This is a genomic window from Embleya scabrispora, assembly GCF_002024165.1.
Lineage (GTDB): Bacteria > Actinomycetota > Actinomycetes > Streptomycetales > Streptomycetaceae > Embleya > Embleya scabrispora_A.
This window is the reverse complement of record NZ_MWQN01000001.1, coordinates 1,803,037-1,826,350: the sequence shown is the minus strand read 5'-3', so window position 1 is coordinate 1,826,350 and position 23,314 is coordinate 1,803,037. Positions and strand designations below refer to the sequence as shown.

The window sequence follows — 23,314 nt, the reverse complement described above, 5'->3', positions numbered from 1 at the left end:
GCGGACGCGGAACAAGTAGGCCGACACGTCGGTGTCGGTGGATGGTGTGGATTTCTTTCGGGGCCCTGGTGCCGTACGGCACCAGGGCCCCTCGATGCGTTTCCCGAGCAGCCCGCATACGGACGTGAACTCAAGAGAGGCGCCGATGGCCCCCGAACCCGGATCGACCCCGACCAAGGCCGACAGGCTGGACGACGACGACTACCCCGCCTACACCATGGGGCGCGCCGCCGAACTGATCGGCGCCTCGCAGGGCTTTCTGCGCGCGATCGGCGACTACGGCCTGATCACCCCCCTGCGCTCCGAGGGCGGCCACCGCCGCTACTCCCGCTACCAGTTGCGCATCGCCCAACGTGCCCGCGAACTCGTCGACCAGGGCACCGCCATCGACGCCGCCTGCCGCATCGTCATCCTCGAGGACCAACTCGAGGAGGCCCTGCGCCTGAACGCGGAACTGCGCGACGCGGCCGAGACCCGCTCGGACGACGACTCCTGACCCGCTGAGGACGCCGAGGCGCGGTGCCCCGACGGGCACGCGCCCCACGCGGATCATCCATCGCCACCGAGACCGCCGCCGTTTCCGGCTCGGCACGCTCCGACGCCGCATCCGCCCGCCGCCCGCCGCATTGCACCGGCGACCCGGGCCGGTCGACTTCCTGTGCCGGGCCGCATCGTCCATCAGGGTCGGAACGGCGGACTACGCCGCCGCGAATGTGTTCATGAGCATCAGGCCAGTGCCCCCGCGCCGGGCGCGTCGTGCGCGTCGGAGGGTCGGGGGTAGGCGCACCCGGGCCGTTGCCGCAGCCGTTCGTGACCCCGCCGCGAATGCGGCCCGGGCCACGGCGGCGGTCGATCGGGCGCGGGCCGGCCACGGGCGGGAGCGGGCGTCGCGGTGGGGGGCGTCGAGGTCGGCCCAGACGGTCTTGCCGGCTCGGTGGGTGCGAATGCCCCAGCGCGCGGTGATCGTGTCGAGGATGTGCAGGCCGAAGCCGCCCTCGTGGTGGGGGCCGGTGTCGCGCCGGGCCGGCGGCCGGGGGTCGGCGTCGGTGACCGACAGCCGTACCCCGTGCCTGGTGCGGCGTACGGTCAGGCCGATGGGCCCGTCGGTGTGCAACCGGGCGTTGGTCAACAGCTCCGACACGACCAGGACGGCCGTCGCGACGCGGTCCTCGTCCCAGCCCCAGCCGGCGAGCGCGGCCCGCACCTGCCCCCGGGCCCTCCCGGCCGCACCGGTCTGCCGCGGCACCCGCCACCGGAAGAGGGAACGGCGAAGTCGAGTCATGACCTGACCTTCCTCCAGGGCCGGGGACACGGGCGGACAGCGGCCGGCACTCGGGCTCGGCGCCGGCGCGCCGACCGCTCGTTCGGGACGCTCGCACACCTGCCCCCCGATCGGCGACTCAAGCCTCGGCCGCCCGCGAGGATCGTCGCGAGTTCGGCTCGGCGGATCGGGGGCAGGGATAGGTGGCTCCCCAAGGTGTGGACGACCTCGCCCATCACCGGAACCCGGACCACCGGTCGACGACGAGGGACGAACCGCGACCGCCCCCGCGCGGCCCATGTCCGTCGCCTCGGGGGCGGCCGTACGGGCTCCCGCCGTCCTGGCGGGTGTCTTCACGGGGGCAGACGAGACGAGGCACATGTCCGAACGAACAGCCGTACCCGAGGCCCGGCCGACGAACGGGTCGTCGACGGTGGAGGCGGACCGGATCGCGGCGGTGCGTCGCTACGACACCCTCGACGCTCTGCCCGACGGCGCCTGCGACCGGGTGGCGGCCCTCGCGGCCCGGTTGTTCGACGTCCCCGTCGCGACCGTGACGATGGTCGACACCGATCGCATCCGCTTCAAGGCCGTACACGGCCTGCCCGGCGTCACCGAGATCGGCCGCGACCCGGGCCTGTGCGACTCGGCGGTGCTGAGCGACGAGACGCTGATCATTCCGGACACGCTGGTGGATCCCGTCGCGTGTTCGAACCCGATGGTGGTCGGACCCATGGGGGTGCGGTTCTACGCCGGCGCCCCGATCGTCACCGCCGACGGCCACCGGCTCGGCACCGTCAACATCCTCGACACCCGCCCGCGCCGAGTCGACGCCGCCGACGCGGCCACCCTCGCGGACCTGGCCGCGATAGTGCGCGACCAGCTGGAGTTGCGGCTGTCCGCGCTGAACGCCGTCCGGGCCGAGCGGGAACGGAACCGGGTCGAGCAGGACCGGCGCCGCGCGGAGGAGCAGGCGCGGCTGCGCGCGGAGCGGGACCGGGCCGCCATCGCCGCGTTCGCCTCCACGCTGCAACGGACCCTGATACCGCCGCTGTTGCCGGCGGTACCCGGCTTGGAGCTGGCCTGCCACTACCAGACGGCCTCGCCGCGGGAGGTCGGCGGCGACTTCTACGACGTCTTTCCGCTCGGCGCCCGGCGGTGGGCCTTCTTCCTCGGCGACGTGTGCGGCAAGGGCGCCGAGGCCGCCACGGTCACCTCGCTGACCCGCTACACCCTGCGCGCCGCCGCCCTGATCGACGCCGACCCCACCGTCGCGCTCACCGCGCTCAATACCGCCCTGCTTCTCGACGCCTCGGTCGGCACCCGATTCTGCACCGCGATCTTCGGCATGCTCGACCCGCACTCCGACGGCGGATTCACCGTCACCCTGGCCACCGGCGGCCATCCCCCGGCCTACCACCTCAGCCCCGACCCGGGCGCGGGCGTGCGGGTGGAGACGGTACGGGCCGAGGGCGGCATGCTCGTCGGCGCGTTCGCCGACGCCACGTTCGCCTCCCGGACCCTGCATCTGGCCCACGGCCAAGGCCTGCTCCTGTACACCGACGGACTCACCGAGGCCCGTACCGCCGAAGGCGCCAGACTCGACCAGGAGGGCCTGACCGCCTTCCTGGCCCTGCGCCCCGGCGCCCTCACCGCCGGGGCCCTCGTCGAGGACACCGTCGCCCTCCTGGGGACGCTGCCCGACTCCGACCGTGACGACGTCGCCCTGCTCGCCCTGTCCGTCCCGGCCCGCGACACCGCGGCGGTCGCCGGCATCACCGCGACGGCCCAAAGCACCACCCCCGCCCTCGTCGGGCGGCAGCGCCGACACCGTTGAACCGCCGGGATCGTGCCGGTCACCTCTTCGTCTCCCACCTCGCCGGCGGTGTGGGGGCGCGGGAGGTGGTTGTGCTTGGACGTGTACGAGGCCGTGACCGCGAACCGGGACTGCTTCGGGGCGCCCGCCGATGTGGTCACGGGTGACGACGATCGGCCGTGGTCAGGGATTCGATGTGGGCCGTGCCGCTGTCGGTGAGGACCTCGGCGAGGGATTGGGCCGGGCGGATCGGGGCGAAGGTGGTCTCGCCGGACGGGGTGGTGCGGTAGCCGTGGATGGCCGGGCGGGGCAGCGAGTTGTAGGAGAAGTGGGTGGACAGGGAGTAGGCGCCCGTGTCCTGGAGGGCGAGGATGTCGCCCGGTTCGAGTACGGGCAGGTCGCGGGCGATCGCCGAGAGGTCGCCGGCGAAGCACAGCGGGCCCGCGATGTCGTGGGGTTCGGTCGGGCCGGACTTCGGCCGGCCCTTCGCGTCGAACGCGTCGATGCGGATCGGCCACGCCTCGGGCATCGACATGGCGCGGGTGAGGATCTGGCCGCCCGCGTGGGTGACGGCGATGCGGCGGCCGCCGGTGGTCTTGGTGTATTCGACGATCGACGCGACGGTGCCGTTCTTGGCGAAGATCGAGCGGCCGAACTCGGTGACCAGGTCGTAGTCGCCGTCGAACAGGGTCGGCACGGCCCGGCGCAACTCGGCGACGTAGTCGGCGAAGGTCGGCGTGTCGGTGTCGTCGGCGAAGTTCACCGGCAGGCCGCCGCCGATGTCCAGACCGGTGACCCGGCGCTGCCCCACCTCGGCGTTCACCCGCTCGGCCAGCGCGTGGGCCGCCGCCACGCCCTCGGCCATCAGCGGCAACGGGCAGCCCAGCGAGCCGACATGGATGTGGATCCGGGTCAGCCACGGATGGCGGACGAACGCCTGTACGACCGCCTCGGTCGCGCCCTCGTCGCGCAGCGCCACGCCGAACTTCGACGTCGCCGTGGCCGTACTCGTGGAGTCCACCGAACCGCGGCCCACCTGGGGATTGACCCGGATCCCGAGCGGCGCGGGCGCGGGCCGGCCGGCGAGCAGGGCGTCGACGCGGGCCAGTTCCTGGAAGTTGTCCACGTTCAGCGCGATGCCGTGGGCGAGGGCGAACTCCAGCTCCGCGACGGTCTTGATCGGGCTGTCGTACACGATGCGCTCGGGCGGGAAGCCGGCCGCCAGCGCCAGCCGCAGCTCGCCGGGTGAGGCGACCTCGCAGTCCATCCCCGCGTCCGCCATCAGCCGCATCACCGGGGCGAGGGCGCACGCCTTGGCCGCGAAGGCGTGCCTGACCGGGGCCGGGGCGAAGGCCGCGTGCAACTCGGCGACCGTGCCGAGCAGCCCGTCCACGTCCAACAGCCCGATCAGCGGTTCGCCCGCGCCCAGCAGCCCCTGCCGCACGGCCGCCGCCACCGCCGCGTTCCGGGCCGCGCGCCGCCGCCGAGCCGCATCGGAAGTCGTCTCCACCGGATCTCCTCATCGCTCGTCGCTCGCCCACGCCCGCCTCGCGGGGGCCCCGCGGTCGCGCGCGAGGGCATCGCCGTACGCGCCGCCCGGCCGGACGTCCGCATGCCCAGCATCCCCACCCCCGCCGCGCCGAACATCGTCGAGTGCGACGAACCGTCGGCTCGACCTTGTGGCGGGCGACGACCGTGCCCGCGTGGGTGTGCCGGCGTCGTTGCCGCGGCGGGGCTCCGCGATGGTGTCGGCTCGGCCGCCTCGCGCGACCCGCCCGCAGCGGGCGGATCCGGTGTGCCGTTCGGGTCATCATTCGCTTGCGCCGCGTTATTGCCCAACGGATCACTCGTAACTACCGTGTTTGTTGAGCATTCAAGGGACTACGACGTCACGCCGCGATTCCCGCCCGCGGCCGGATCGTTCAGCGCCGCCCCACCTCGTCGGCACGCGCGCCCGCACGGCCGCGCGCATCCCGCCGCGCCCGCATGCCCCGCGCCCGACGTACCCGACGCACTTCGCGCGACTCCATCCCCGTCCCCATCGGTCTCCGGGCCCGTCCTCGCCCGGAGCGCAAGGAGAGTTCGATGACCTCCGCATCAGGCACGCCCACCGGCTCCGCCACGCACCCCGACCTCCTCGACTACCTGGTGATCGGCGCCGGGCCCGCCGGGCTCCAGATCGCGCAGTTGCTCCAGGCCGCCGGGCACGGCTACCGGGTCCTGGAGAGTGGCCGCACTCCCGGCACCTTCTTCCGGACCTTCCCGCGGCACCGCACCCTCATCTCCGTCAACAAGGTGTACAACGGCACCGACGATCCCGAGTTGAACATGCGGATGGACTGGAACTCGCTCCTGTCCCCGGATCCCGAGCTGTTGTTCAATCGGTACAGCAAGCGCTACTTCCCGCACGCCGACGACCTCGTGCGCTACCTCGCCGACTTCGCCGCCGCGTTCGAGCTGGACATCGCCTACGACACCCGGGTCGAGCGGATCGGGCGCCGCGCCGACGGCGGATTCACCGCTACCGACCAGCGGGGAGAGCGACACCACGCCCGGCGGCTGGTGGTGGCCACCGGACTGACCCGGCCCAACACCCCCGATATTCCGGGCATCGAGACCGCCGACGACTACTCGGCGGTGTCCGTGGACCCGGAGGACTTCGTCGACCAGCGAGTCCTGATTCTCGGCAAGGGCAACTCCGCGCTGGAGACCGCGGACAACCTCCTGGAGACCGCGGCGGTGATCCACGTGGCCGGGCCGCACTCCATCCGGCTCGCCTGGAACACCCACTTCGTCGGACACCTGCGCGCGATCAACGCCAACTTCCTCGACACCTACCAACTCAAGCTGCGCAACGCCGTGTTGGACGGTCGCGTGTTGTCCGTGGACAAGGGCGGCGACGCGGGGCGCTACCGGGTGCGGTTCGCGTTCTCGCGCGCCGACGAGGTGGTCAAGGAACTCCACTACGACCGGGTCGTCGTCTGTACGGGCTTCCGCTTCGACGCCTCGATCTTCGCCCCGGACTGCCGCCCGGAACTGGCCATCGACGACCGGTTCGCCGCCCTGTCCCCGGCATACGAGTCGGTGAACGTGCCCGGCCTGTACTTCGCCGGCACCCTGATGCAGCAGCGCGACTTCAAGAAGTCCACCGGAGGCTTCATCCACGGATTCCGCTACGCCGTCCGCGCCCTCGGTCACATCCTCGACGAGCGCCACCACCAACGACCCTGGCCACAGCGGTCGTTGCCCGGCACGCCGATGGCGCTCGCGGATGCCGTGGTGGCCCGGGTCAATCGCAGCTCGGCGCTGTGGCAGCAGTTCGGCGTGATCGGGGACCTGATCGTGATCGACCACGACGGGCAGGCGCACTACCGCGAGGAGGTGCCGGTCGACTACGCGCACGAGAGCCGATCGCCCGACGGCGGCGACTACTTCACCGTCACCCTCGAGTACGGGCCCGACCACGACAAGGTCGACCCTTTCGACATCACCGTGCGCCGCACCGCGCAGAACTCGGTGGACGGTTCCATCGACGCCGCCTACCTGCACCCGGTGATCCGGCACTTCCGGGACGGCGAGCTGTCGGCCACGCACAACATGACGGAGAACCTGGAGAACGAGTGGGACTCCCCGCAGGTCCACCACGCCCCGCTCGTGGCCTTCCTCGCCCGTGAACTGGACCGGCGGCCGAGCCCGGCCGGGCGGTGAGCGGGGTGCGGTTCACCGTGTACGACTTCGAGGAGGCCGCGCGCGCCCGACTGGATCCCGTACACGTCGACTTCATCGCGGGTGGAGCGCGCGACGAGATCACCGTACGGGCCAACGAGGCGGCGTTCGCCCGGCTGCAACTGCTGCCCAGGGTGCTGCGCGGCAGTTTCGAACGGGACGTGTGCGTCACCCTGTTCGGCGGACGGGCGAGCCTGCCGATCCTGCTCTCGCCGACCGCCTTCCACAAGCTGGTCGATCCGGAGGGAGAGGCGGCCACCGCCCGGGCCGCGGCCGCCGCCGGGGCGATCATGATCGTCTCCATGGCATCCACGGTGGCGGTGGGCGAGGTCGCCGCCGCGGCCCGCGCCGCCGCCGAGCCCGGGCAGGCGCCGCCGCTGTGGTTCCAGCTCTACCTCCAACCCGATCCGGGGATCACCGAGGCGCTGGTACGCCGTGCCGAGGAGGCCGGCTGTACCGCCCTGGTGGTCACCGTCGACTCCCCGGTGCTCGGCGCGGGCGAGCGCAACCGGCGCAACGGCTTCCACGACCTGCCGCCGGGGATGCGCTGCGAGAACCTGGTGGACCTGCGGGACGGCGAGCGCGGGCACATACGGCAGATCGCGATGTCCCCGGAGTTCTCCTGGGAACACGTGGGTCGATTACGGCGATGCACCGATCTGCCGGTCCTGCTCAAGGGTGTGCTGCATCCCGAGGACGCGCGGCTCGCGGTTCGGCACGGCGTCGACGGACTGCTGCTGTCCAACCACGGCGGTCGGCAACTCGACACGGTACCGCCGACGTTGGAACTGCTGCCCGAGCTGGTCGCCGCGGTGGCCGGGCGCATCCCGATCGTGCTGGACGGGGGGATCCGGCGGGGCACCGACGTGGTCAAGGCGCTGGCGCTCGGCGCGATCGCCGTGGGTATCGGCCGACCGGTGATGTGGGCGCTGGCCGAGGGCGGGGAGAAGGGCGTACGACGGCTGCTGCACCTGCTGTGGGACGAACTCGACGAGGCGCTGGCCCTGTGCGGCGCCTCCGGGCTCGCGGATCTGACGCCCGACCTGGTCCGGGTGCCGGGGTGGGGATCCGCACCCGGCCCCACCGTGACGCCGGGGGCGGACACCCGACGCGGCGGGGGAATCGGATGAGCGCCGTCGGCTGGTCGATCCTCGGCGCGGTCATGCTCCCGATGGCCGTGCTGCCCTACTGGCTGCCCGGGATCGTGATCGCGCTGCGCGTGCGCATCTTCGCCCGGGCGGGCGGTGCGGACGGTGTGCGGGTGCCCGGACCCGAGGTGCCCGCCGAGGAGTTCAAGCGGGTGTACGGGCATCCGGCGGCGGACGGCCGCAGTCGCGGCGCCGCCCTGTCCGACCTGTTCTGGTACTGGCTGGCGCCCGGCCCGGAGGTGCACCAGGAACACGTGGAACCCGGACCTCGCTACGACGACGTGGCCAAAACCACCCGACGCATCCTGGCGGGCATCTCCCGGGAGCAGTGGACCGAACTGGTCGGCCGCTGCACGCGCAATGTCCTCGACGAACTGACCGGTGGCCGAACGGCGACCGGCGGATCGGGTGAACACCCGCGCACCGCACGGGCCTTGCACGTGCGGCTACGCGACCTGATGATGCCCGTGTGGGCCGAGGTCTACTACGAGGTGGTCTTCCGCGAACCCTGCCCGCGCCACGTCCGCAACCTGATCACCGACCACGCGAACGACGTGGTCGACTCGATCAAGTGCCTGGGCCTTCGGCACATGGACCGGCGGGCCCGGCTCACCGACCACCTGCGGGCCCGACTCGCCGACGATCCGCCGCCCGGGCCGCTGCCGGAGTCGCTGGACCGGCGGGAGCAGGCCTACTACCTCCAGGGCACGTTCTTCAATACCGCCGTGGTGCAGATGTCGGAGGCCGCGGCCCACCTGCTGCTGGCCCTGGCCACACACCGCGACACGCAGACCCGCCTCCAGGCGCCCGGTACGGATCCGGACCACCTGGACCGCGTCGTCGACGAGACGCTGCTGCACTTCCCGCTCTTCGGCGTGGCGCACCGGATCACCTCGGGTGAGATCCCCCGGGAGGGGCGCGAGCCCATCCCGACCGGCTCGGTACTGCTGTTCAACTACCCCGAGTATCAGGGCTCCCAGGGCCTCGCCTTCGACCCCGATCGGTGGTTGGACCCGGACACCCGGCCCACCGAGTACATCCCGTTCGGCGTCACCGCAAACCGCCCGTGCCCGGCCCGCGGCTTCGCCCTGCTCACCCTGCGGGTCGCGGCCGAGGAGACGCTGCGCCGCTTTCGGCTCGACTCCTCGGCGCAACACACCCGTTCCCTGCCCAACCGAGGACCCTGCCTGCTCACCCCGCGCACCGATCCGGCCGCCCCACCCCCGCGCCGGCCCCGGGTCCGGCTCGCGGTGATGCGCCTCACGGACCGATGGGCCGCCGTCCCGCGCAGCCTCACCCAACTCGTGCTCGGCGCCTACATGGTCCACGACGCCCGCCGACAGGGGTTGTGCCGCGCCTACTTCGGCGCCTCGTCCGCCGGCCCCGCGCCGTCCGTACCCGCCGGCCGATGAGAGGGGTGAGGCGATGACTCCGTCGGAACTCGCACCCGTGTTCTTCCTGGCCGTCGTGGTGATCCTGCTGACGTGTCGGCTGGTCGTCTTCGTGGTGGGCCGATTCGGGCAACCGCCCGTGGTCGGCGAGATGATCGCCGGAGTGCTGCTCGGCCCGTCCCTGTTCGGGCTGGTCGCCCCCGGGGCCTCGGCCGAGGTTTTCCCGCCCGAACTGAAGCCGGTGTTGTACGTGGCCGGACAGATCGGCCTGGTGGCGCTGATGTTCGCCACCGGGTACGAATTCCGGGCGCACGCCGGGCGCGGGCTGGCCGGCACCGCGGTCGCGGTCTCCGCGGCCGGGGTGGTGATCCCGCTGGTCCTGGGCATGGGGCTGACCCTGGCGGCGTACGGGCACGTGGGCATCTTCGTCGACGGGGTGTCGGTGTGGGTCACGGCGGCCTTCGTCGGCGTCGCCCTGGCGATCACCGCGTTTCCGATGCTGGCCCGGATCATCACCGAACGCGGCCTGTCCGGGACCCGGTTCGGCTCCCTCGCGCTGGCCTCCGGGGCCACCGACGACGCCCTCGCCTGGATCATGCTGGCGGGGGTGCTGGGCGGGGCGTCCGGCGAGGTGCGACCGGTCGTCAAGACGATCGGCGGCTCCCTGCTGTTCGTCGTGGTGCTGTTCCTGCTGGGGCGCCTGCTGCTCCGGTGGATCGTGGAGCGCCCGGGTCTCGGCGACGACACCCGGCTCCTGCTCGTCCTCGTGGTGCTGTTCTGCGCCGCGTGGTTCACCGACACGATCGACCTCTACGCGGTGTTCGGCGCGTTCTGCGTCGGGATGGCGATGCCGCGCGGAGAGAACTCGGAGCGGTTGGTGCGGTCTACCCAGTCGGTGACCCAGGTGGTGTTCGTACCGATGTTCTTCACCTACTCCGGACTGAACACGAAATTCGACGTGTTCGCCGACCCGTCGGTGCTGGTGTTCGGGGGGACGGCGGTGATCGTCGCGGTGGTCGGCAAGTTCGGTGGCTGCTGGGCCGCCGCACGGCTGCGCGGGGAGCCCCGGCCGGTGGCCGTCCGGGTCGGCGTACTGATGAACGCCCGAGGGTTGATGCAGCTGATCGCGCTCAACATCGGCCTCGCGGCGGGCATCGTCGGCGACGAGTTGTTCGCCGCGCTGGTCCTGGTCGCCCTGATCACCACGATCATGACGGTTCCGCTGTTGAGCCTGTTCGATCGTCGCGAGGCGGGCGCGCGGTCGCACGCGCGAACGGGTCGGGAGGAGGAGGTGGTGTCGTCGGGTTGAGCGGCCGGCGCGCTCGGCTTCGGTTGGGGGGCAACGGCCTGTAACGGCAGGGAATTTCGAGTGCGGAGCGCGGCCCGGCGGGAGTGCCGGGCCGCGCCCTGTGCGGGTGGTGTCGGTGTCGGTGTCGTTGTGTGGGGACGGCCTTGCCGGGGCGAAGGGCGGTGACCCTTGCGATGGGGGCGGGCACGCGGTGCTTGCGAGGGATCAGCGTTTTGCGATGCTTCGGGTGCCCGACGCGGCGCCGGTACGGCGGCCGAGGAAATGTACGACGGCCGCACCCAGGCCGGCCAGGCCGCCGGCGGCTCTCGGTCTGCGGGTGAATCCGGTGAGGCGGCTCGTCCGGTCGAGCGGGGCCGGGGGATCGGCTCGTCTGCTCTGGTTGACACGCGTAACCTCCCGGTCGGGCGTGCCGGTCGGACCGGTGCCCGAAGGACCGGGCGGCGCCGCGGGGGGTGCCGGTGAGCGGACGGAGGTGTCGAGTGTGGGTGTGCCGAGGGTTTCCGTGCTGCCCAGGACGGTGCTTTCCCGGATCGCGGTCAACCGTGCCGCGCGTTCGGCCAACGCCCGTGCGCGTAGCTCCAGCAGGAGTCCGTGTGGAAGCTCGAACAGGCGCTCATAGGCGACCAGGAGCGGTTCGCCGGGCATGCGTCGGGCCTTCTCGAAGTCGGCGAAGGCACTGTGCGAGCTGTATCCCAGACGTCGGGCGAGGGCCCGAAGGGAGAGTCCGCGCTCCAGACGCAGGCGGTACAGGGTCAGCCCCAACTCCCGGTGGCACGAGCCGATCGGCCGGGGCGCGGGGGGTTCGGCGCCCGTCGGTTCCTCCGGTCGCGGCGCGGTCGTCATCTCGCGGTTCCTTCACAACGGGGTAAGTGCGACATCTGGTGGTTCCTCCTTGGGGTGAAGGTGGTGCCTCCGGTGCGCTTGACGCCCTGTCCCGTCGAGCCGTGGTGGGCGTCGAACCGGACCGGGCACGTCGAGCCTGCCGCTTGTGGCGTGGCCGGCGGAGATCGGAAGGGGTTGGATCTCCGCACACGACGTGCCGAACCCCGACGTGGGAAAACGTGGTGCCCGGAAAGGGGATCGGGTCGCCACTGAGCATATCCAGCACCGATCGCGGGCATTCCGGCTCGCACATAACGGCGAGTCCGGGCGCGATGGCCGGATCGGTGCCGGTACCCGACGGGCCGGATGGCCGATGCGGGCGCGGATCGGGGCTGTACTCGATCTGTACCCAATATGTTCGCGGGCGTGAAAATCCCGGCCGGCGTGGCCGCATGACGGTCCGTCGGGTCCGTCGGGTGCGCCGGAGAGGGCGGTGGCGGGTGCCGACTCGCCCCCCTCGACGACGGGTCGGTCAGGCCGAGATCGGTTCGGGGGCGGGGGAGTTGGGGGTGGCGCGCAGTCGGTCGGCGATGTCGCGGGCGTGGCGGATCGTGTCGGCCCTGGCGTCGACGAGGCATCGGTGGGCGAGCGGACGCAGGTCCGCCAGGGCGGGATTGACGTCGGCGGCGGTGAGTTCGGCCGTGGCGGCGACCGTGTCGAGCCCCCAGACGTCGCCGAGGATGCGGTTCAGGTACGGCGTGGCGTGGTCCCAACCGGCGCGCGGGGTGCCGGGAGCGTAGCCGCCGCCCCGGGCCTGGACGAGCAGGGCCGGGCGGCCGGGCACGATCGGGCGGCTGACGTCGGCGGCGCGGTGGTCGGTGATGATCAGGTCGATCCAGGTCTTGACCTGCTGGGGGACGCCGAAGTTGTACATCGGCACGGCGAGGAGGAAGGCGTCGGCGGACAGGAACTCGTCGGCCAGTTCCGTGCCGAGCGCGGTCGCCGCGTGCTGTTCCCGGGTACGGGCGTCCTGCGGCGTCGTCCGGCTCGCCTCGGCGATCGGCCAGACCGGGGGCAGGGGATGACGACCCAGGTCGCGCCGGACGAACTCGGCGTCCGGGAACGCCCGGGTCCACTCGGCCTCGGCGAGGTCGGCGAGGGATCGGCTGATCGAGCCTTCGACGCGGATGGCGGCGTCGAGACGGAAGAACTTCACGGGGAACTCCCTGGGATGGCGGGATGGCGGGGTTGCGGGGTGGCGTCGAGCCGGGATCGGCCGGTGTCGGGGCGTGCGGAAGCGCGCCGGGGCGGCCCGGCGTGGGGGCGGGATCGCGGGTGATCGGGCTCGGGCCTTGCCACGCCTTGCGCGGCCGGATGCCGCGAGGGGCGGATGGGGCGGCGGTAAACTCGGCTGTTGTCTCCTTTATCGATCGGCATCGTGCGGAAGCGGCTCGTCTCCCCTCTGACTGATGCCTGATCGGAAAGGTGACCATGGACGGAACCGAGGCCCTGGCCGAGCGCTTCGAGGTGCATCGTGAGCACCTGCGCACGGTCGCCTATCGCATGCTCGGCTCGCTGGACGACGCCGACGACGCCGTGCAGGCGGCCTGGTTGCGGGTCGACCGGGCGGGGATCGACGGCGTCGAGAACCTGGGCGGGTGGCTGACCACGGTCACCGCGCGGGTGTGCCTCGACATGTTGCGGCTTCGCCGGACCCGGGGCGAGGAGCCGCTGACGGCGGCGCCGGAGGCGGTTTTGGAGCGGCCGGGCGGGCCCGAACCCGAGCACGAGGCGGTGCTGGCCGAGTCCGTGGGTCTGGCCATACTGGTCGTACTCGACCGGTTGACCCCCGCCGAGCGGGTCGCCTTCGTGCTGCACGACATGTTCGCGGTGCCGTTCGCCGAGATCGCGCCGGTGGTGGGACGTACGCCGGTGGCGAGCAAGAAGCTGGCCAGCCGGGCCCGCGAGCGGGTACGCGGGCGGGCCGCGCTCGACGAGGTCGACCTGGCCCGGCACTACACCGTGGTGGACGCGTTCCTGGCCGCTTCGCGCGGCGGCGATCTGGACACGCTGGTCGAACTGCTCGCGCCGGACGTGGTGCGCCGCGTGGACCGGTTCGCGGTACCGACCGGGGTGGCCGGCGAGGTCCGGGGCGCGCGGTCGGTGGCCGAGGAGACCCGGATGTTCGCCCACCGGGCCCGGCTGGGCGCGGTCGCCCTCGTGGACGGGCGGCCCGGCATCGTGATCGCGCCGGGTGGGCGACTGTTCGCGGTGTTGCGGCTGAGCTTCGCGGCCGGGCGGATCACCGACATCGAGGTGATCGCGGAGCCGGCGCGGTTGGCCGCGATGCGGTTGGGCGCGGGGCGCACGGGCCACTGAGCTGCGGGGGTGTGCGGCGCGTCGTGGTGGGGCGTGGCGTGGTGCGGTGGGGCGTGGTGCGGTGGGGCGTGGTGCGGTGGGGCCGGCCGCACCGGGCCGGCCCCACCGGGCGACCCGGCCCGGGTCGACTGCACCCGACTACGGCGGGTGCGACGCGGGCCGGGTCGCCCGGCTCCGCCCGGCCCGACCAGTTCCGGCCCGACTCGACCCGGGGCCGGTGCGACGCGGGGTTCGGTTCCTTCCGGCCCGGCTGGTGCGACTCGGCCCCGGTTCGTTCCGACTCGGCTCGGGTCCGGTCGGCCCAACCCCGGTTCGGCCCCGCCCGACCCGGCTCGGCCCGGGTCCGGCGGTGACTCGACCCCGCCTGTTCCGGCCCGGCTCGGTTAGGGTCCGGTGCGCCCGGGGCTCGGGTGTGGTGTGACTCGGCCCCGGTTTGGCCCAATTCCGGTCCGGTTCCGTTCGACCCCGGCGGGCTTCGGGCGCGGTGTGGTTCGGCCCCTGCCTGTTCCGGCTCGGGTCGGTTAGGGTCCGGCGTGTCCGGGGCTCGGCGCTACCGGGCCTCGGGTGTCGTGTGACTCGGCCCCGGTTTGGCCCAATCCCGGTCCGGTTCCGTTCGACCCCGGCGGGCTTCGGGTGCGGTGCGGTTCGGCCCCCGCCTGTTCCGGCTCGGGTCGGTTCGGGTCCGGCGTGTCCGGGGCACGGCTCTACCGGGCCTCGGGTGTGGTGTGACTGGGGCCCGGTTTGGCCCAATCCCGGTCCGGTTCCGTTCGACCCTGGGGGGCTTCGGGGGCGGTGCGGTTCGGCCCCTGCCTGTTCCGGCTCGGGTCGGTTCGGGTCCGGCTCGACCGTGGCCCGGCTCCACCCGGCCAGGGGCCGGCGGCGGCTCGACCCCGGTCGCGGACCAATCCCGGTCCGGCTCCGCCCGACCTCCCGCTCGACTCGGCGTGATCACGTCGTACCGGTGCGGTCTCCCGTCCCCTCGTGGTTCGCGTCGCCCGTGGTGGGCGGTCGGGTGGCGACGGCGCCTTGTCCGGCCGCCGGGGCGGCGTCATCCGTCCGGCCGAGGTCGGCGGGCGCGGGTGCGTGGAGTGGGCATAGCGTGTTGCGTGGGTCACAGGAGCTTGGGGTGGTGTGTAAGCCGGGTTGTGGGCTGACGGGTCGTCAAGAGGCTTGCTTCCAGGGGACCGTGGGATCTGATGGATCGTCAAGTCATATGTGACGAAGCATCAGAACCCTTTGTTTCAGCGGTAGTTGATCGCATCACGAGTCGTGGCTCCGGGGCGAACGGGGTTAGTGTCGGTCGGGTTGCCACGCTCGAGAAGCGACCCGGTCGGCCAGGGGCCGGGGCCGCGACACCTCCCCGGGAGCCGATCGCAGGCCTTGACGGGGACCAGGGATGAGGACCTCATGGCCATAGCGCTACCGCTGCGCGCCACCGACGATCCGTTCGGTACCGCGCCCACGTCGACCCCCGCCGTCTACTCCGGACGGCCCGCTTCGACGCCCCGCACGCTCGTGGACATCCTGGACGCCACCGTCCGTGCCCACCCCAACGAACCCGCCCTCGACGACGGCCGCCGTACGCTCACGTATCGCGCCTTGGCCGCCGAGGTGGAGGGACTGCGCCGGCGGCTCGCCGAGGCCGGGATCGGGGTCGGCGACCGGGTCGGCGTCCGGGTGCCCTCCGGCAGCAACGACCTGTACATCTGCATCCTCGCCGTGCTGGCCGCCGGCGCCGCCTACGTCCCGGTCGACGCCGAGGACCCCGACGAGCGCGCCGACCTGGTGTTCGGCGAGGCCGGGGTGGCCGCCGTACTGGGCGCCGAACGCGACCTGCGCGTCACTCACGTGGGTGACCCGCGCCCGCCGGCCCGCCCCACCCCCGCCGACGACGCCTGGATCATCTTCACCTCCGGCTCCACCGGCAAGCCCAAGGGCGTCGCGGTCACCCACCGCAACGCCGCCGCCTTCGTCGACGCCGAGGCCGGCCTCTTCCTCCAAGAGGAGCCGATCGGCCCCGGCGACCGGGTGATGGCCGGCCTTTCGGTCGCCTTCGACGCCTCCTGCGAGGAGATGTGGCTGGCCTGGCGCTACGGCGCCTGCCTGGTCACCGTGCCCCGCTCGCGGGTGCGATCCGGCGCCGACCTCGGACCCTGGCTGGCCGAGCAGGAGATCACCGTGGTCTCCACCGTGCCGACGCTCGCCGCGCTGTGGCCGACCGAGGCGCTGCTCGATGTACGCCTGCTGATCTTCGGCGGCGAGGCATGCCCGCCGGAACTGGTCGAGCGGGTGGTCGCCGAGGGCCGCGAGGTCTGGAACACGTACGGCCCGACCGAGGCCACCGTGGTCGCCTGCGGCGCGCCGCTCACCGGCGAGGGCCCGGTCCGCATCGGCCTGCCGCTCGACGGCTGGGAGCTGGCCGTGGTCGACGCCGAGGGCCGCCCCGTCGCGATGGGCGAGACCGGCGAACTGGTGATCGGCGGCGTCGGCCTGGCCCGCTACCTCGACCCGGCCAAGGACGCGGAGAAGTACGCCCCGCTGGACTCGATGGGCTGGGAGCGCGCCTACCGCAGCGGCGACGTGGTCCGCGCCGACGCCGAGGGCCTGGTCTTCGTCGGCCGCGGCGACGAGCAGATCAAGCTCGGCGGCCGCCGCATCGAACTGGGCGAGATCGACGCCGCTCTCCAGGCGCTGCCCGGCGTGGTGGGCGCCGCCGCGGCCGTGCGCACCGTCAAGGGCGGCAACCAGCTCCTGGTCGGCTACCTGGTCACCGGCGACGGCTGGGACCGCGAGGACGCGGTGGCCCGGCTGCGCGCCGAACTGCCCGCAGCCCTCGTACCCCGCCTCGCCCCGGTCGCCGACCTGCCCACCCGCACCTCCGGCAAGGTGGACCGCGACGCGCTGCCCTGGCCGCTCGCCGACACCGAGGACAGCGGCCCCGCCGAACAGCTGTACGGCACCGAGGCCTGGCTTGCCGAGCAGTGGACCGATGTGCTCGGCATCGCCCCGGGCAGCGCGCAGGACGACTTCTTCGCGATCGGCGGGAACAGCCTGGCCGCCGCCCGGCTCACCACCCTGTTGCGCGAGCGATATCCGGCGGCCGCCGTCGCGGACATCTACCAGCAGCCCACGCTGCGCAAACTCGCCCGCCGCCTGGAGCGCTCGGCCCAGGACGCGGGCGCGAGCCGCAAGGTGGCGCCCACGCCGACCCGGGCCCGAGTGGCCCAGCTGCTCCTGCTGATCCCGCTGTACACGCTGATCGGCCTGCGCTGGACGGTCGGCCTGCTCGCCCTCGGCAACGTCGCCGCCTGGTTCGGCCACTACCCGTGGGCACCCACCGCGTCCTGGTGGTGGGTCGCGGCGGGCTGGGCCGTGTTGTTCAGCCCGCCGGGACGGGTGGCCATCTCCGCCGGCGGCGCTCGGCTGCTGCTGCGCGGGCTGCGTCCCGGGACGTATCCGCGCGGCGGCGGTGTGCACATCCGGCTGTGGGCGGCCGAGCAGTTGGCCGACGCGAGCGGGGCGACCTCGCTGTCCGGGGCCTGGCTGCTGCGCTACGCCCGCGCGCTCGGCGCCAAGGTCGGCCGCGACGTCGACCTGCACACGCTGCCGCCGGTCACCGGCCTGCTCAAGCTCGGCCGGGGCTGCGCGGTGGAGGCCGAGGTGGACCTGTCCGGCCACTGGCTGGACGGCGACCGCCTGGAGATCGGCGCGATCAAGGTCGGCGCCGGCGCGATCGTGGGCACCCGCAGCACGCTCTTCCCCGGCGCGCGGATCGGCCGCTCGGCCGAGGTCGCGGCGGGCTCCGCGGTCACCGGCAACGTGCCGCCGAGCCGGCGCTGGGGCGGGGTGCCGGCGGTACGGCTCGGCAAGGTGGATCGGGGCCGGTTCGGCGATCGGCCGCCGCGCAAGCCGCTGTGGTCCGTGCTGTACGGCATCGGCGGACTGCTCCCGACCGTGCTGCCGATCGTGGCGGCCGTACCCGCGCTGTTCGTCCTCGGCGCGTTCGTGCACCCCGGCGACGGCCTCGGTACGGCGCTCGGCGGCGCGCTGCTCGCGCTGGTCCCGGCCGTGGCCGCCTTCGCGGCGGTGTACGCGCTGTCCATCGTGCTGCTCGTGCGGTTGCTCAGCCTGGGCCTGCGTCCCGGCTACCACCCGCTGCACGGCCGGATCGGCTGGCAGGCGTGGACCGTCACCCAGTTGATGGACCTGGCCCGGGAGAAGTTGTTCCCGATCTACGCGAGCCTGTTCACGCCGGTGTGGTTGCGGGCGCTCGGGATGAAGGTGGGCAAGGGCGTCGAGGCGTCCACCGTGCTGGCGCTGCCGAGCCTGACCACGGTCGGCGACGGGGCGTTCCTGGCCGACGACACGCTGATCGCCTCCTACGAACTCGGCGGCGGGTGGATCCGGATCGGCGCCGCGACGATCGGCGAGCGGGCCTTCCTGGGCAACTCCGGGATGACCGCCCCCGGCCGCTCGGTGCCCGCGCGCGGCCTGGTCGGCGTGTTGTCGGCGACGCCGAAGAAGACCAAGAAGGGCGGCTCGTACCTGGGCATGCCGCCGATGCGCCTGCCCCGTTCGGCCGACGTCGCCGATCAGGGCCTGACCTACGACCCGCCGGCCCGGCTGCGCTGGGCGCGCGGCCTGGTCGAGCTGTGCCGGGCGATCCCGGTGTTGTGCTCGGCGGCGCTGGCGCTGCTCACGCTGACCGCGCTGGCCTGGCTCGGCACGTACTCGCTCGTCCTGGCCGCGCTGCTCTCCGGCCTGGTCCTGCTCGCCTGCGGGGCGGCGGCGTGCGTGGTGTCGATCGCGGCCAAGTGGCTCCTGGTCGGCCGGTTCCGGCCGGTCGAACACCCGCTGTGGAGCGGCTTCGTGTGGCGCAACGAGTTGGCCGACACGTTCGTCGAGGTGCTGGCGGTGCCGTGGCTGGTCGGCCGGGTGTCCGGGACCTCCGTGCTCAACCTGTGGCTGCGCGGCCTGGGAGCGCACATCGGGCGCGGCGTGTGGTGCGAGAGCTACTGGCTGCCGGAGGCGGACCTGGTCACCCTGGAGGACGCGGTGAGCGTGGGGCGCGGCTGCGTACTCCAGACGCATCTCTTCCACGACCGGATCATGCGCATGGATACTGTGATCCTTCGCGAGGGCGCCACGCTCGGCCCGCGCGGGATCGTACTGCCCGGCAGCACGATCGGGGCACGCAGCACGCTGGGCCCCGCCTCGCTGGTGATGCGGGGCGAGACCGTTCCGGAGGACACCGGCTGGCTGGGCAACCCGATCGAGGCCTGGCGACGGTGATGCGTTTCGAGACGGCGTCGCGGGACGCGGCTCGTCCCGCGACGGTGGGCGCGACGGGGACGGAGCACGAATCGGTGAGCGACCAGGGGCCGCGCTCGGGTGCCGGCGAGGCGTACTTCGCCACACACGGCGACCCGCGCTACCGCGTACACCGCTACGAGCTGACCCTGGACTACCGCCCGGGCCCCAACCGCCTGGCCGGCAGCGCCCGGATCGGCGCGGTGGCCGGTGACCGCCCGCTCGGCGAGATCGTGCTCGACCTGGCCGAGTTCCGCATCGGTCGGGTGCTCGTGGATGGTCACCAGGCGCGCTACACGCACCGCGCGGGCAAGTTGCGGGTGCGGCCGGGGACGGCGATCCGGGCCCGGGCGGCGTTCACCGTCGAGGTGCACTACGTCGGCAATCCCAAGCCGGTACGCAGCCCCTGGGGCGGGGTCGGCTGGGAGGAGTTGACCGACGGCTCGCTCGTGGCCGGCCAGCCGATCGGCGCGCCGTCCTGGTACCCGTGCAACGACCGGGTCGACGACAAGGCGGCCTACCAGATCTCGGTCACCGCGCCGTCGATGTACGCCGTGGTGGTCGGCGGCCGGCTGCTCACCCGCAGCAGCCGGGGCGGCAACTCCACGTGGGTCTACGAGCAGCCCGCGCCCACCGCGAGCTACCTGGTCACCGTCTCGATCGGGCGCTACGAGACCGTCCCGCTCCCGGGGACGGGCGTACCGCAGGTCGCGCATGTGCCGGGGCGGCTGGTGTCCCGGTTCCGGTCGGACTTCGGCCGCCAACCGCAGATGATGACGCTGTTCGAGGAGCTGTTCGGGCCGTACCCGTTCGGCGAGTACACCGTGGTGGTCACCGACGACGACCTCGATATCCCGATCGAGGCGCAGGGGATGGCCACCTTCGGGGCCAATCACGTGGACGGGGCGCGTGGCGCCGAACGGCTGGTCGCGCACGAGTTGGCGCACCAGTGGTTCGGGAACAGCGTGGGCCTGGCCGACTGGCGGCACATCTGGCTGAACGAGGGCTTCGCGCGCTACGCGGAGTGGTTGTGGTCCGAGCGCTCGGGCGGGCGCAGCGCCGCCGTGCAGGCCGCGATCGAGCACGCCGACCTGAGCGGGCGGCCGCAGGATCTGCTGCTGGGATCGCCGCGTCCGAAGCTGATCTTCGACGACCGGATCTACGGGCGGGGCGCGCTGACCGTGCACGCGGTGCGGTGTGCGCTGGGCGATGTGGCGTTCTTCGCGATGTTGCGGGACTGGGCCACGACACACCGGCACGGGCTGGTCGGCACCGACGACTTCACCGCGCACGCGGCGCGGTACGCCTCCCGGCCGCTGGACGCGTTGTTCGAGGCGTGGTTGGACCGCGAGGCGCTGCCGCCGTTGCCGGTCGGGCAGGCCGCTTCCGCGCCGCCGTCCGCGCCCGCCGCGTCGCCGCAGCGGCGGGGGCGGTTGGGGTGGCCGTGGGGGTCGGGGCAGGGCGGGTCCTCCGGCTGAACCGGAGGGCGGCGATGTGGCGGCGGGGCGATCCGGCATACGGTGCGGGGAGGTCGGCGTCGACGAGAGGAATGCCGTGATGAGCCAGGACGAGACCGCGAACCCCGCTTCCGCGCCCCGGGGTTGTGCGGTGGTGACCGGTGCCAGCAGCGGGATCGGCGCCGCGACCGCCGTGCATCTGGCGAGCCTGGGCTACGAGGTCGTGCTCGGCGCGCGGCGCAAGGACCGGTTGGAGGAGGTGGTCGCGCGCTGCGCCGGAAGGGGCCGGGCGCTGCCGCTGGATGTCGCCGATCCGGACTCGGTCGCCGCGTTCGCCGCCGAGGTGGAGCGGTGTGACGTGCTGGTCAACAACGCGGGCTTCGCGCGCGGCACGGAGTCGGTCGCGGAGGCCGACGAGGCGGCGTGGACGGCGATGTACGAGACGAATGTGCTCGGGACGTTGCGGGTGACGAAGGCGTTTTTGCCGCTGCTGATCGCCTCCGGCGACGGTCAGGTGATCACGATCGGCTCGGTGGCGGGGCGGGAGCCGTACGAGGGCGGCGCCGGGTACAACGCGGCCAAGCACGCGGTGACGGCGATGACGCGGGTGTTGCGGCTCGAACTGCGCGGGCAGCCGGTGCGGGTGTGCCAGATCGATCCGGGCATGGTCGAGACCGAGTTCACGCTGAACCGGCTCGGCGGGGACGCCGAGGGCGCGTCGGCGGTGTACGCGGGGATGACGCCGCTGGTGGCCCAGGACATCGCGGAGTGCGTGGGGTGGGTGGCGACCCGGCCGCCACATGTGAACATCGACGCGATGACGGTGCTGGCCCGGGACCAGACGTCGGCGCGCGTGGTGCACCGGCGGTCCTGAACGCGGGCGGCCGGCCGCCCGCATCACGCCATCACCCCCGCCGCGCGCGCGGCCACGGCCCAGTCGCGGGCGGGCCGCGCGCGGGTGTCGGCCGGCACCGGCCCTTCGGCCGCGCCCGCTTCGGCGAAGCGTCGGCGCCGCGCGGCGAGTTCGCCCGGCGTCATCAGGTACGGCGGCACCACCGTCGCCGAGTCCAGCACGGGCGGATCGTCGCCGGCCGGTTCCGGCGGCACGAAGTCCCGCCACCCGCTTCGCCGGTCCGCCGGCTCCGGCGCGGAGGGCCCGCCCGCTAGCGGGGCTCGCTCGGCCCGGGCCCCGGGCCGGTCGTGGGACGCGGGGGCCAAGAGTCGCCGCGCCCAAGTGAGTACGCAGGCAAAAGAATGCCTCAAGTTGTCGGCGTCCTTCCCGGACGTGGGGCATCGAGTCACGAGGTTGTGCGCGGCGGCATGCCGGAACCCGGGTAACGGCAATCCGGCGAGCACGTGCACGGCGGGTTCGTGGACATGGATCCGTCGCCGAACGGCCACGAAGAGAGCCCGCCGGTGAACAGTTCGGGCGGCTTCACCATCTGGGTTCCCGACTGGTCGACGCGGTAGACCGCGAGCCACATCCGGCCACTGCCGGCTGCACGCTGCGGGCTGCGTTCGTTTGGTTCCAGGTCTCGCATTCGACTGCGCTCCTCACGATGTCCGCGCTTCACTGTGCGTATTGCGATGGTGGCGCGGCGCATAGCCACTTTGGAGTGAGCGCCCGTCTCGACTTTTTGTGGGAAAGGTGGGTGACCCCGTGCGCTTCGAGGCAGCTCCCGATGGCGAAAAACGTTTGCACCGGTTCGGACTCGCCATCAGGGCGCAGCGCGAACGGATGGGCTTGACGCTGGCCGACATGGCGGCGGCGTACGGCTATTCGACGTCGACATGGTCTCGCTACGAAAACGGCAGCCCCATTCCGCCGGAGCTGCCCGCGAAGTTGGACGAACTCATGGGAACCCACGGCATGTTCGCCGTTCTCTGGGACATGATCAAGAATGAGCGGTGGCCGAACCGGTATCGCGATTACATGCGACTCGAAGACGGGGCAAGGGAGATCGCCGAGTACGCGCCGTACGTAGTCCCAGGTCTGTTGCAGACCCCCGAGTATGCTCGTGCGCTGTTCCAAGCCGTGAACCCGGATGCCACGGCCGACACGATCGAGTCCATGGTGGATCTTCGAATGAGTCGTCAGGCTCGGCTGCGCAGCTCCGACCCGCCCTACGTCTCCGCCGTGCTCGACGAAACAGTCATCAGGCGGGCGGTTGGCGGTTCGGCCGTTCTATGTGCGCAACTCGAAGCGCTGTTGCCCCTCGTGGACACGTCGCGAACGCTCCTGCGGGTTGCTCCGCTTGCCCGAGGTGCACACGCCGCCTTGGGCGCCCCGTTGATCATACTTGGCTTGCCCGATGGTGGGCAGGTCGCGTATCTCGAAGGGCTCGTCAACGGGCAACTTCTCGAAGACCCGGATACTGTGCGGGCCCGTCGGCGGTCCTACGATCGGGTTAGCGCCGAAGCGCTGACGCCGGGTGAGTCGGCAGCCCTGATTACGGCGGTCATCAAGGAGAAGCAGTCATGATCCAAGTTCCCCGTCTCGGCGATGCGGCGTGGCGCAAGTCGACCCACAGCAACGGGGATGGAGGTGCCTGCGTGGAAGTTGCCCCCGGCTTCGAGGTCGTGCCGATTCGGGACTCGAAGGACCCGAGCGTTGGTCACCTCGTTGTTGCCCCGGGCGCTTGGTCGGCGTTGGTGTCGACGCTGCGTGCGGTCTGACGCGCGGTTGGGGTGAACA

The 23,314-nt window shown here is 72.6% G+C and carries 18 protein-coding genes; 12 read left to right on the top strand and 6 right to left on the bottom strand.

Features of this window, described 5'->3' with window-relative positions; translation table 11 throughout:
* The first annotated feature begins 145 nt into the window (after nucleotides 1–145).
* The gene (locus B4N89_RS07895; RefSeq protein ID WP_078975194.1) at nucleotides 146–496 is read left to right on the top strand and encodes a MerR family transcriptional regulator; all 351 of its coding nucleotides are present in this window, start codon (nucleotides 146–148) and stop codon (nucleotides 494–496) included.
* A gap of 201 nt (nucleotides 497–697) precedes the next feature.
* Here B4N89_RS07895 and B4N89_RS07890 read toward each other — a convergent pair whose 3' ends face one another.
* A complete protein-coding gene (locus tag B4N89_RS07890; RefSeq protein WP_143657894.1) occupies nucleotides 698–1,282 on the bottom strand; it encodes an ATP-binding protein in 585 nt (194 codons plus the stop codon).
* A gap of 358 nt (nucleotides 1,283–1,640) precedes the next feature.
* Between B4N89_RS07890 and B4N89_RS07885 the strand changes: the two genes are divergently transcribed.
* Nucleotides 1,641–3,098, top strand: coding sequence for a PP2C family protein-serine/threonine phosphatase (locus tag B4N89_RS07885; RefSeq protein WP_078979188.1), 1,458 nt, complete (start codon nucleotides 1,641–1,643; stop codon nucleotides 3,096–3,098).
* A gap of 136 nt (nucleotides 3,099–3,234) precedes the next feature.
* Here B4N89_RS07885 and B4N89_RS07880 read toward each other — a convergent pair whose 3' ends face one another.
* Nucleotides 3,235–4,587, bottom strand: coding sequence for a diaminopimelate decarboxylase (locus tag B4N89_RS07880; protein WP_078975192.1), 1,353 nt, complete (start codon nucleotides 4,585–4,587; stop codon nucleotides 3,235–3,237).
* 575 nt (nucleotides 4,588–5,162) lie between these two features.
* Between B4N89_RS07880 and B4N89_RS07875 the strand changes: the two genes are divergently transcribed.
* Genes B4N89_RS07875 through B4N89_RS07860 form a run of 4 tightly spaced genes read left to right on the top strand, consistent with a single transcriptional unit; the run spans nucleotide 5,163 to nucleotide 10,651 of the window.
* Complete coding sequence (locus tag B4N89_RS07875) at nucleotides 5,163–6,785, top strand: NAD(P)-binding domain-containing protein (protein ID WP_078975191.1); 1,623 nt, start codon at nucleotides 5,163–5,165, stop codon at nucleotides 6,783–6,785.
* 5 nt (nucleotides 6,786–6,790) lie between these two features.
* Nucleotides 6,791–7,933 carry an alpha-hydroxy acid oxidase gene (locus B4N89_RS07870; protein WP_101897265.1) on the top strand — a complete coding sequence of 381 codons (1,143 nt, stop codon included), beginning with the start codon at nucleotides 6,791–6,793 and terminating at the stop codon, nucleotides 7,931–7,933.
* Nucleotides 7,930–9,363 carry a cytochrome P450 gene (locus tag B4N89_RS07865; RefSeq protein ID WP_101897264.1) on the top strand — a complete coding sequence of 478 codons (1,434 nt, stop codon included), beginning with the start codon at nucleotides 7,930–7,932 and terminating at the stop codon, nucleotides 9,361–9,363. Before B4N89_RS07870 ends, B4N89_RS07865 begins: the two co-directional genes overlap by 4 nt.
* Before the next feature lie 13 nt (nucleotides 9,364–9,376).
* A complete protein-coding gene (locus tag B4N89_RS07860) occupies nucleotides 9,377–10,651 on the top strand; it encodes a cation:proton antiporter (protein ID WP_078975189.1) in 1,275 nt (424 codons plus the stop codon).
* 204 nt (nucleotides 10,652–10,855) lie between these two features.
* Here the strand turns inward: B4N89_RS07860 and B4N89_RS07855 are convergent, their stop codons facing one another.
* Nucleotides 10,856–11,494 carry a helix-turn-helix domain-containing protein gene (locus B4N89_RS07855; protein ID WP_078975188.1) on the bottom strand — a complete coding sequence of 213 codons (639 nt, stop codon included), beginning with the start codon at nucleotides 11,492–11,494 and terminating at the stop codon, nucleotides 10,856–10,858.
* 511 nt (nucleotides 11,495–12,005) lie between these two features.
* Complete coding sequence (locus B4N89_RS07850; protein WP_078975186.1) at nucleotides 12,006–12,689, bottom strand: FMN-dependent NADH-azoreductase; 684 nt, start codon at nucleotides 12,687–12,689, stop codon at nucleotides 12,006–12,008.
* A 275-nt stretch (nucleotides 12,690–12,964) separates the two neighbouring features.
* Here B4N89_RS07850 and B4N89_RS07845 point away from each other — a divergent pair, with 275 nt between their 5' ends.
* From B4N89_RS07845 to B4N89_RS07830, 4 genes are all read left to right on the top strand, one after another.
* Entirely contained in the window at nucleotides 12,965–13,852 is an 888-nt protein-coding gene (locus tag B4N89_RS07845; protein WP_078975185.1) for a sigma-70 family RNA polymerase sigma factor, read from the top strand.
* Nucleotides 13,853–15,259: 1,407 nt separating this feature from the next.
* Nucleotides 15,260–19,144 (top strand): Pls/PosA family non-ribosomal peptide synthetase, encoded by a 3,885-nt coding sequence (locus B4N89_RS07840; protein ID WP_101897019.1) that lies wholly within the window; start codon nucleotides 15,260–15,262, stop codon nucleotides 19,142–19,144.
* 74 nt (nucleotides 19,145–19,218) lie between these two features.
* The gene (locus tag B4N89_RS07835; RefSeq protein ID WP_235618518.1) at nucleotides 19,219–20,640 is read left to right on the top strand and encodes a M1 family metallopeptidase; all 1,422 of its coding nucleotides are present in this window, start codon (nucleotides 19,219–19,221) and stop codon (nucleotides 20,638–20,640) included.
* A 79-nt stretch (nucleotides 20,641–20,719) separates the two neighbouring features.
* Nucleotides 20,720–21,493: an SDR family NAD(P)-dependent oxidoreductase gene (locus B4N89_RS07830; protein WP_078975181.1), complete on the top strand. Its 774-nt coding sequence runs from the start codon at nucleotides 20,720–20,722 to the stop codon at nucleotides 21,491–21,493.
* Nucleotides 21,494–21,516: 23 nt separating this feature from the next.
* Here B4N89_RS07830 and B4N89_RS49690 read toward each other — a convergent pair whose 3' ends face one another.
* Entirely contained in the window at nucleotides 21,517–21,693 is a 177-nt protein-coding gene (locus B4N89_RS49690; protein ID WP_161500667.1) for a hypothetical protein, read from the bottom strand.
* 224 nt (nucleotides 21,694–21,917) lie between these two features.
* Nucleotides 21,918–22,160, bottom strand: coding sequence for a hypothetical protein (locus B4N89_RS07820; protein WP_143657893.1), 243 nt, complete (start codon nucleotides 22,158–22,160; stop codon nucleotides 21,918–21,920).
* Nucleotides 22,161–22,279: 119 nt separating this feature from the next.
* On the opposite strand from B4N89_RS07820, the gene B4N89_RS07815 reads away from it, so the two are divergent.
* Together B4N89_RS07815 and B4N89_RS07810 are read left to right on the top strand one after the other, a co-directional pair.
* Nucleotides 22,280–23,101: a helix-turn-helix domain-containing protein gene (locus B4N89_RS07815; protein ID WP_143657892.1), complete on the top strand. Its 822-nt coding sequence runs from the start codon at nucleotides 22,280–22,282 to the stop codon at nucleotides 23,099–23,101.
* Nucleotides 23,098–23,295 (top strand): DUF397 domain-containing protein, encoded by a 198-nt coding sequence (locus B4N89_RS07810; RefSeq protein ID WP_078975173.1) that lies wholly within the window; start codon nucleotides 23,098–23,100, stop codon nucleotides 23,293–23,295. The genes B4N89_RS07815 and B4N89_RS07810 overlap by 4 nt, the downstream gene beginning before the upstream one ends.
* Nucleotides 23,296–23,314 lie beyond the last annotated feature (19 nt).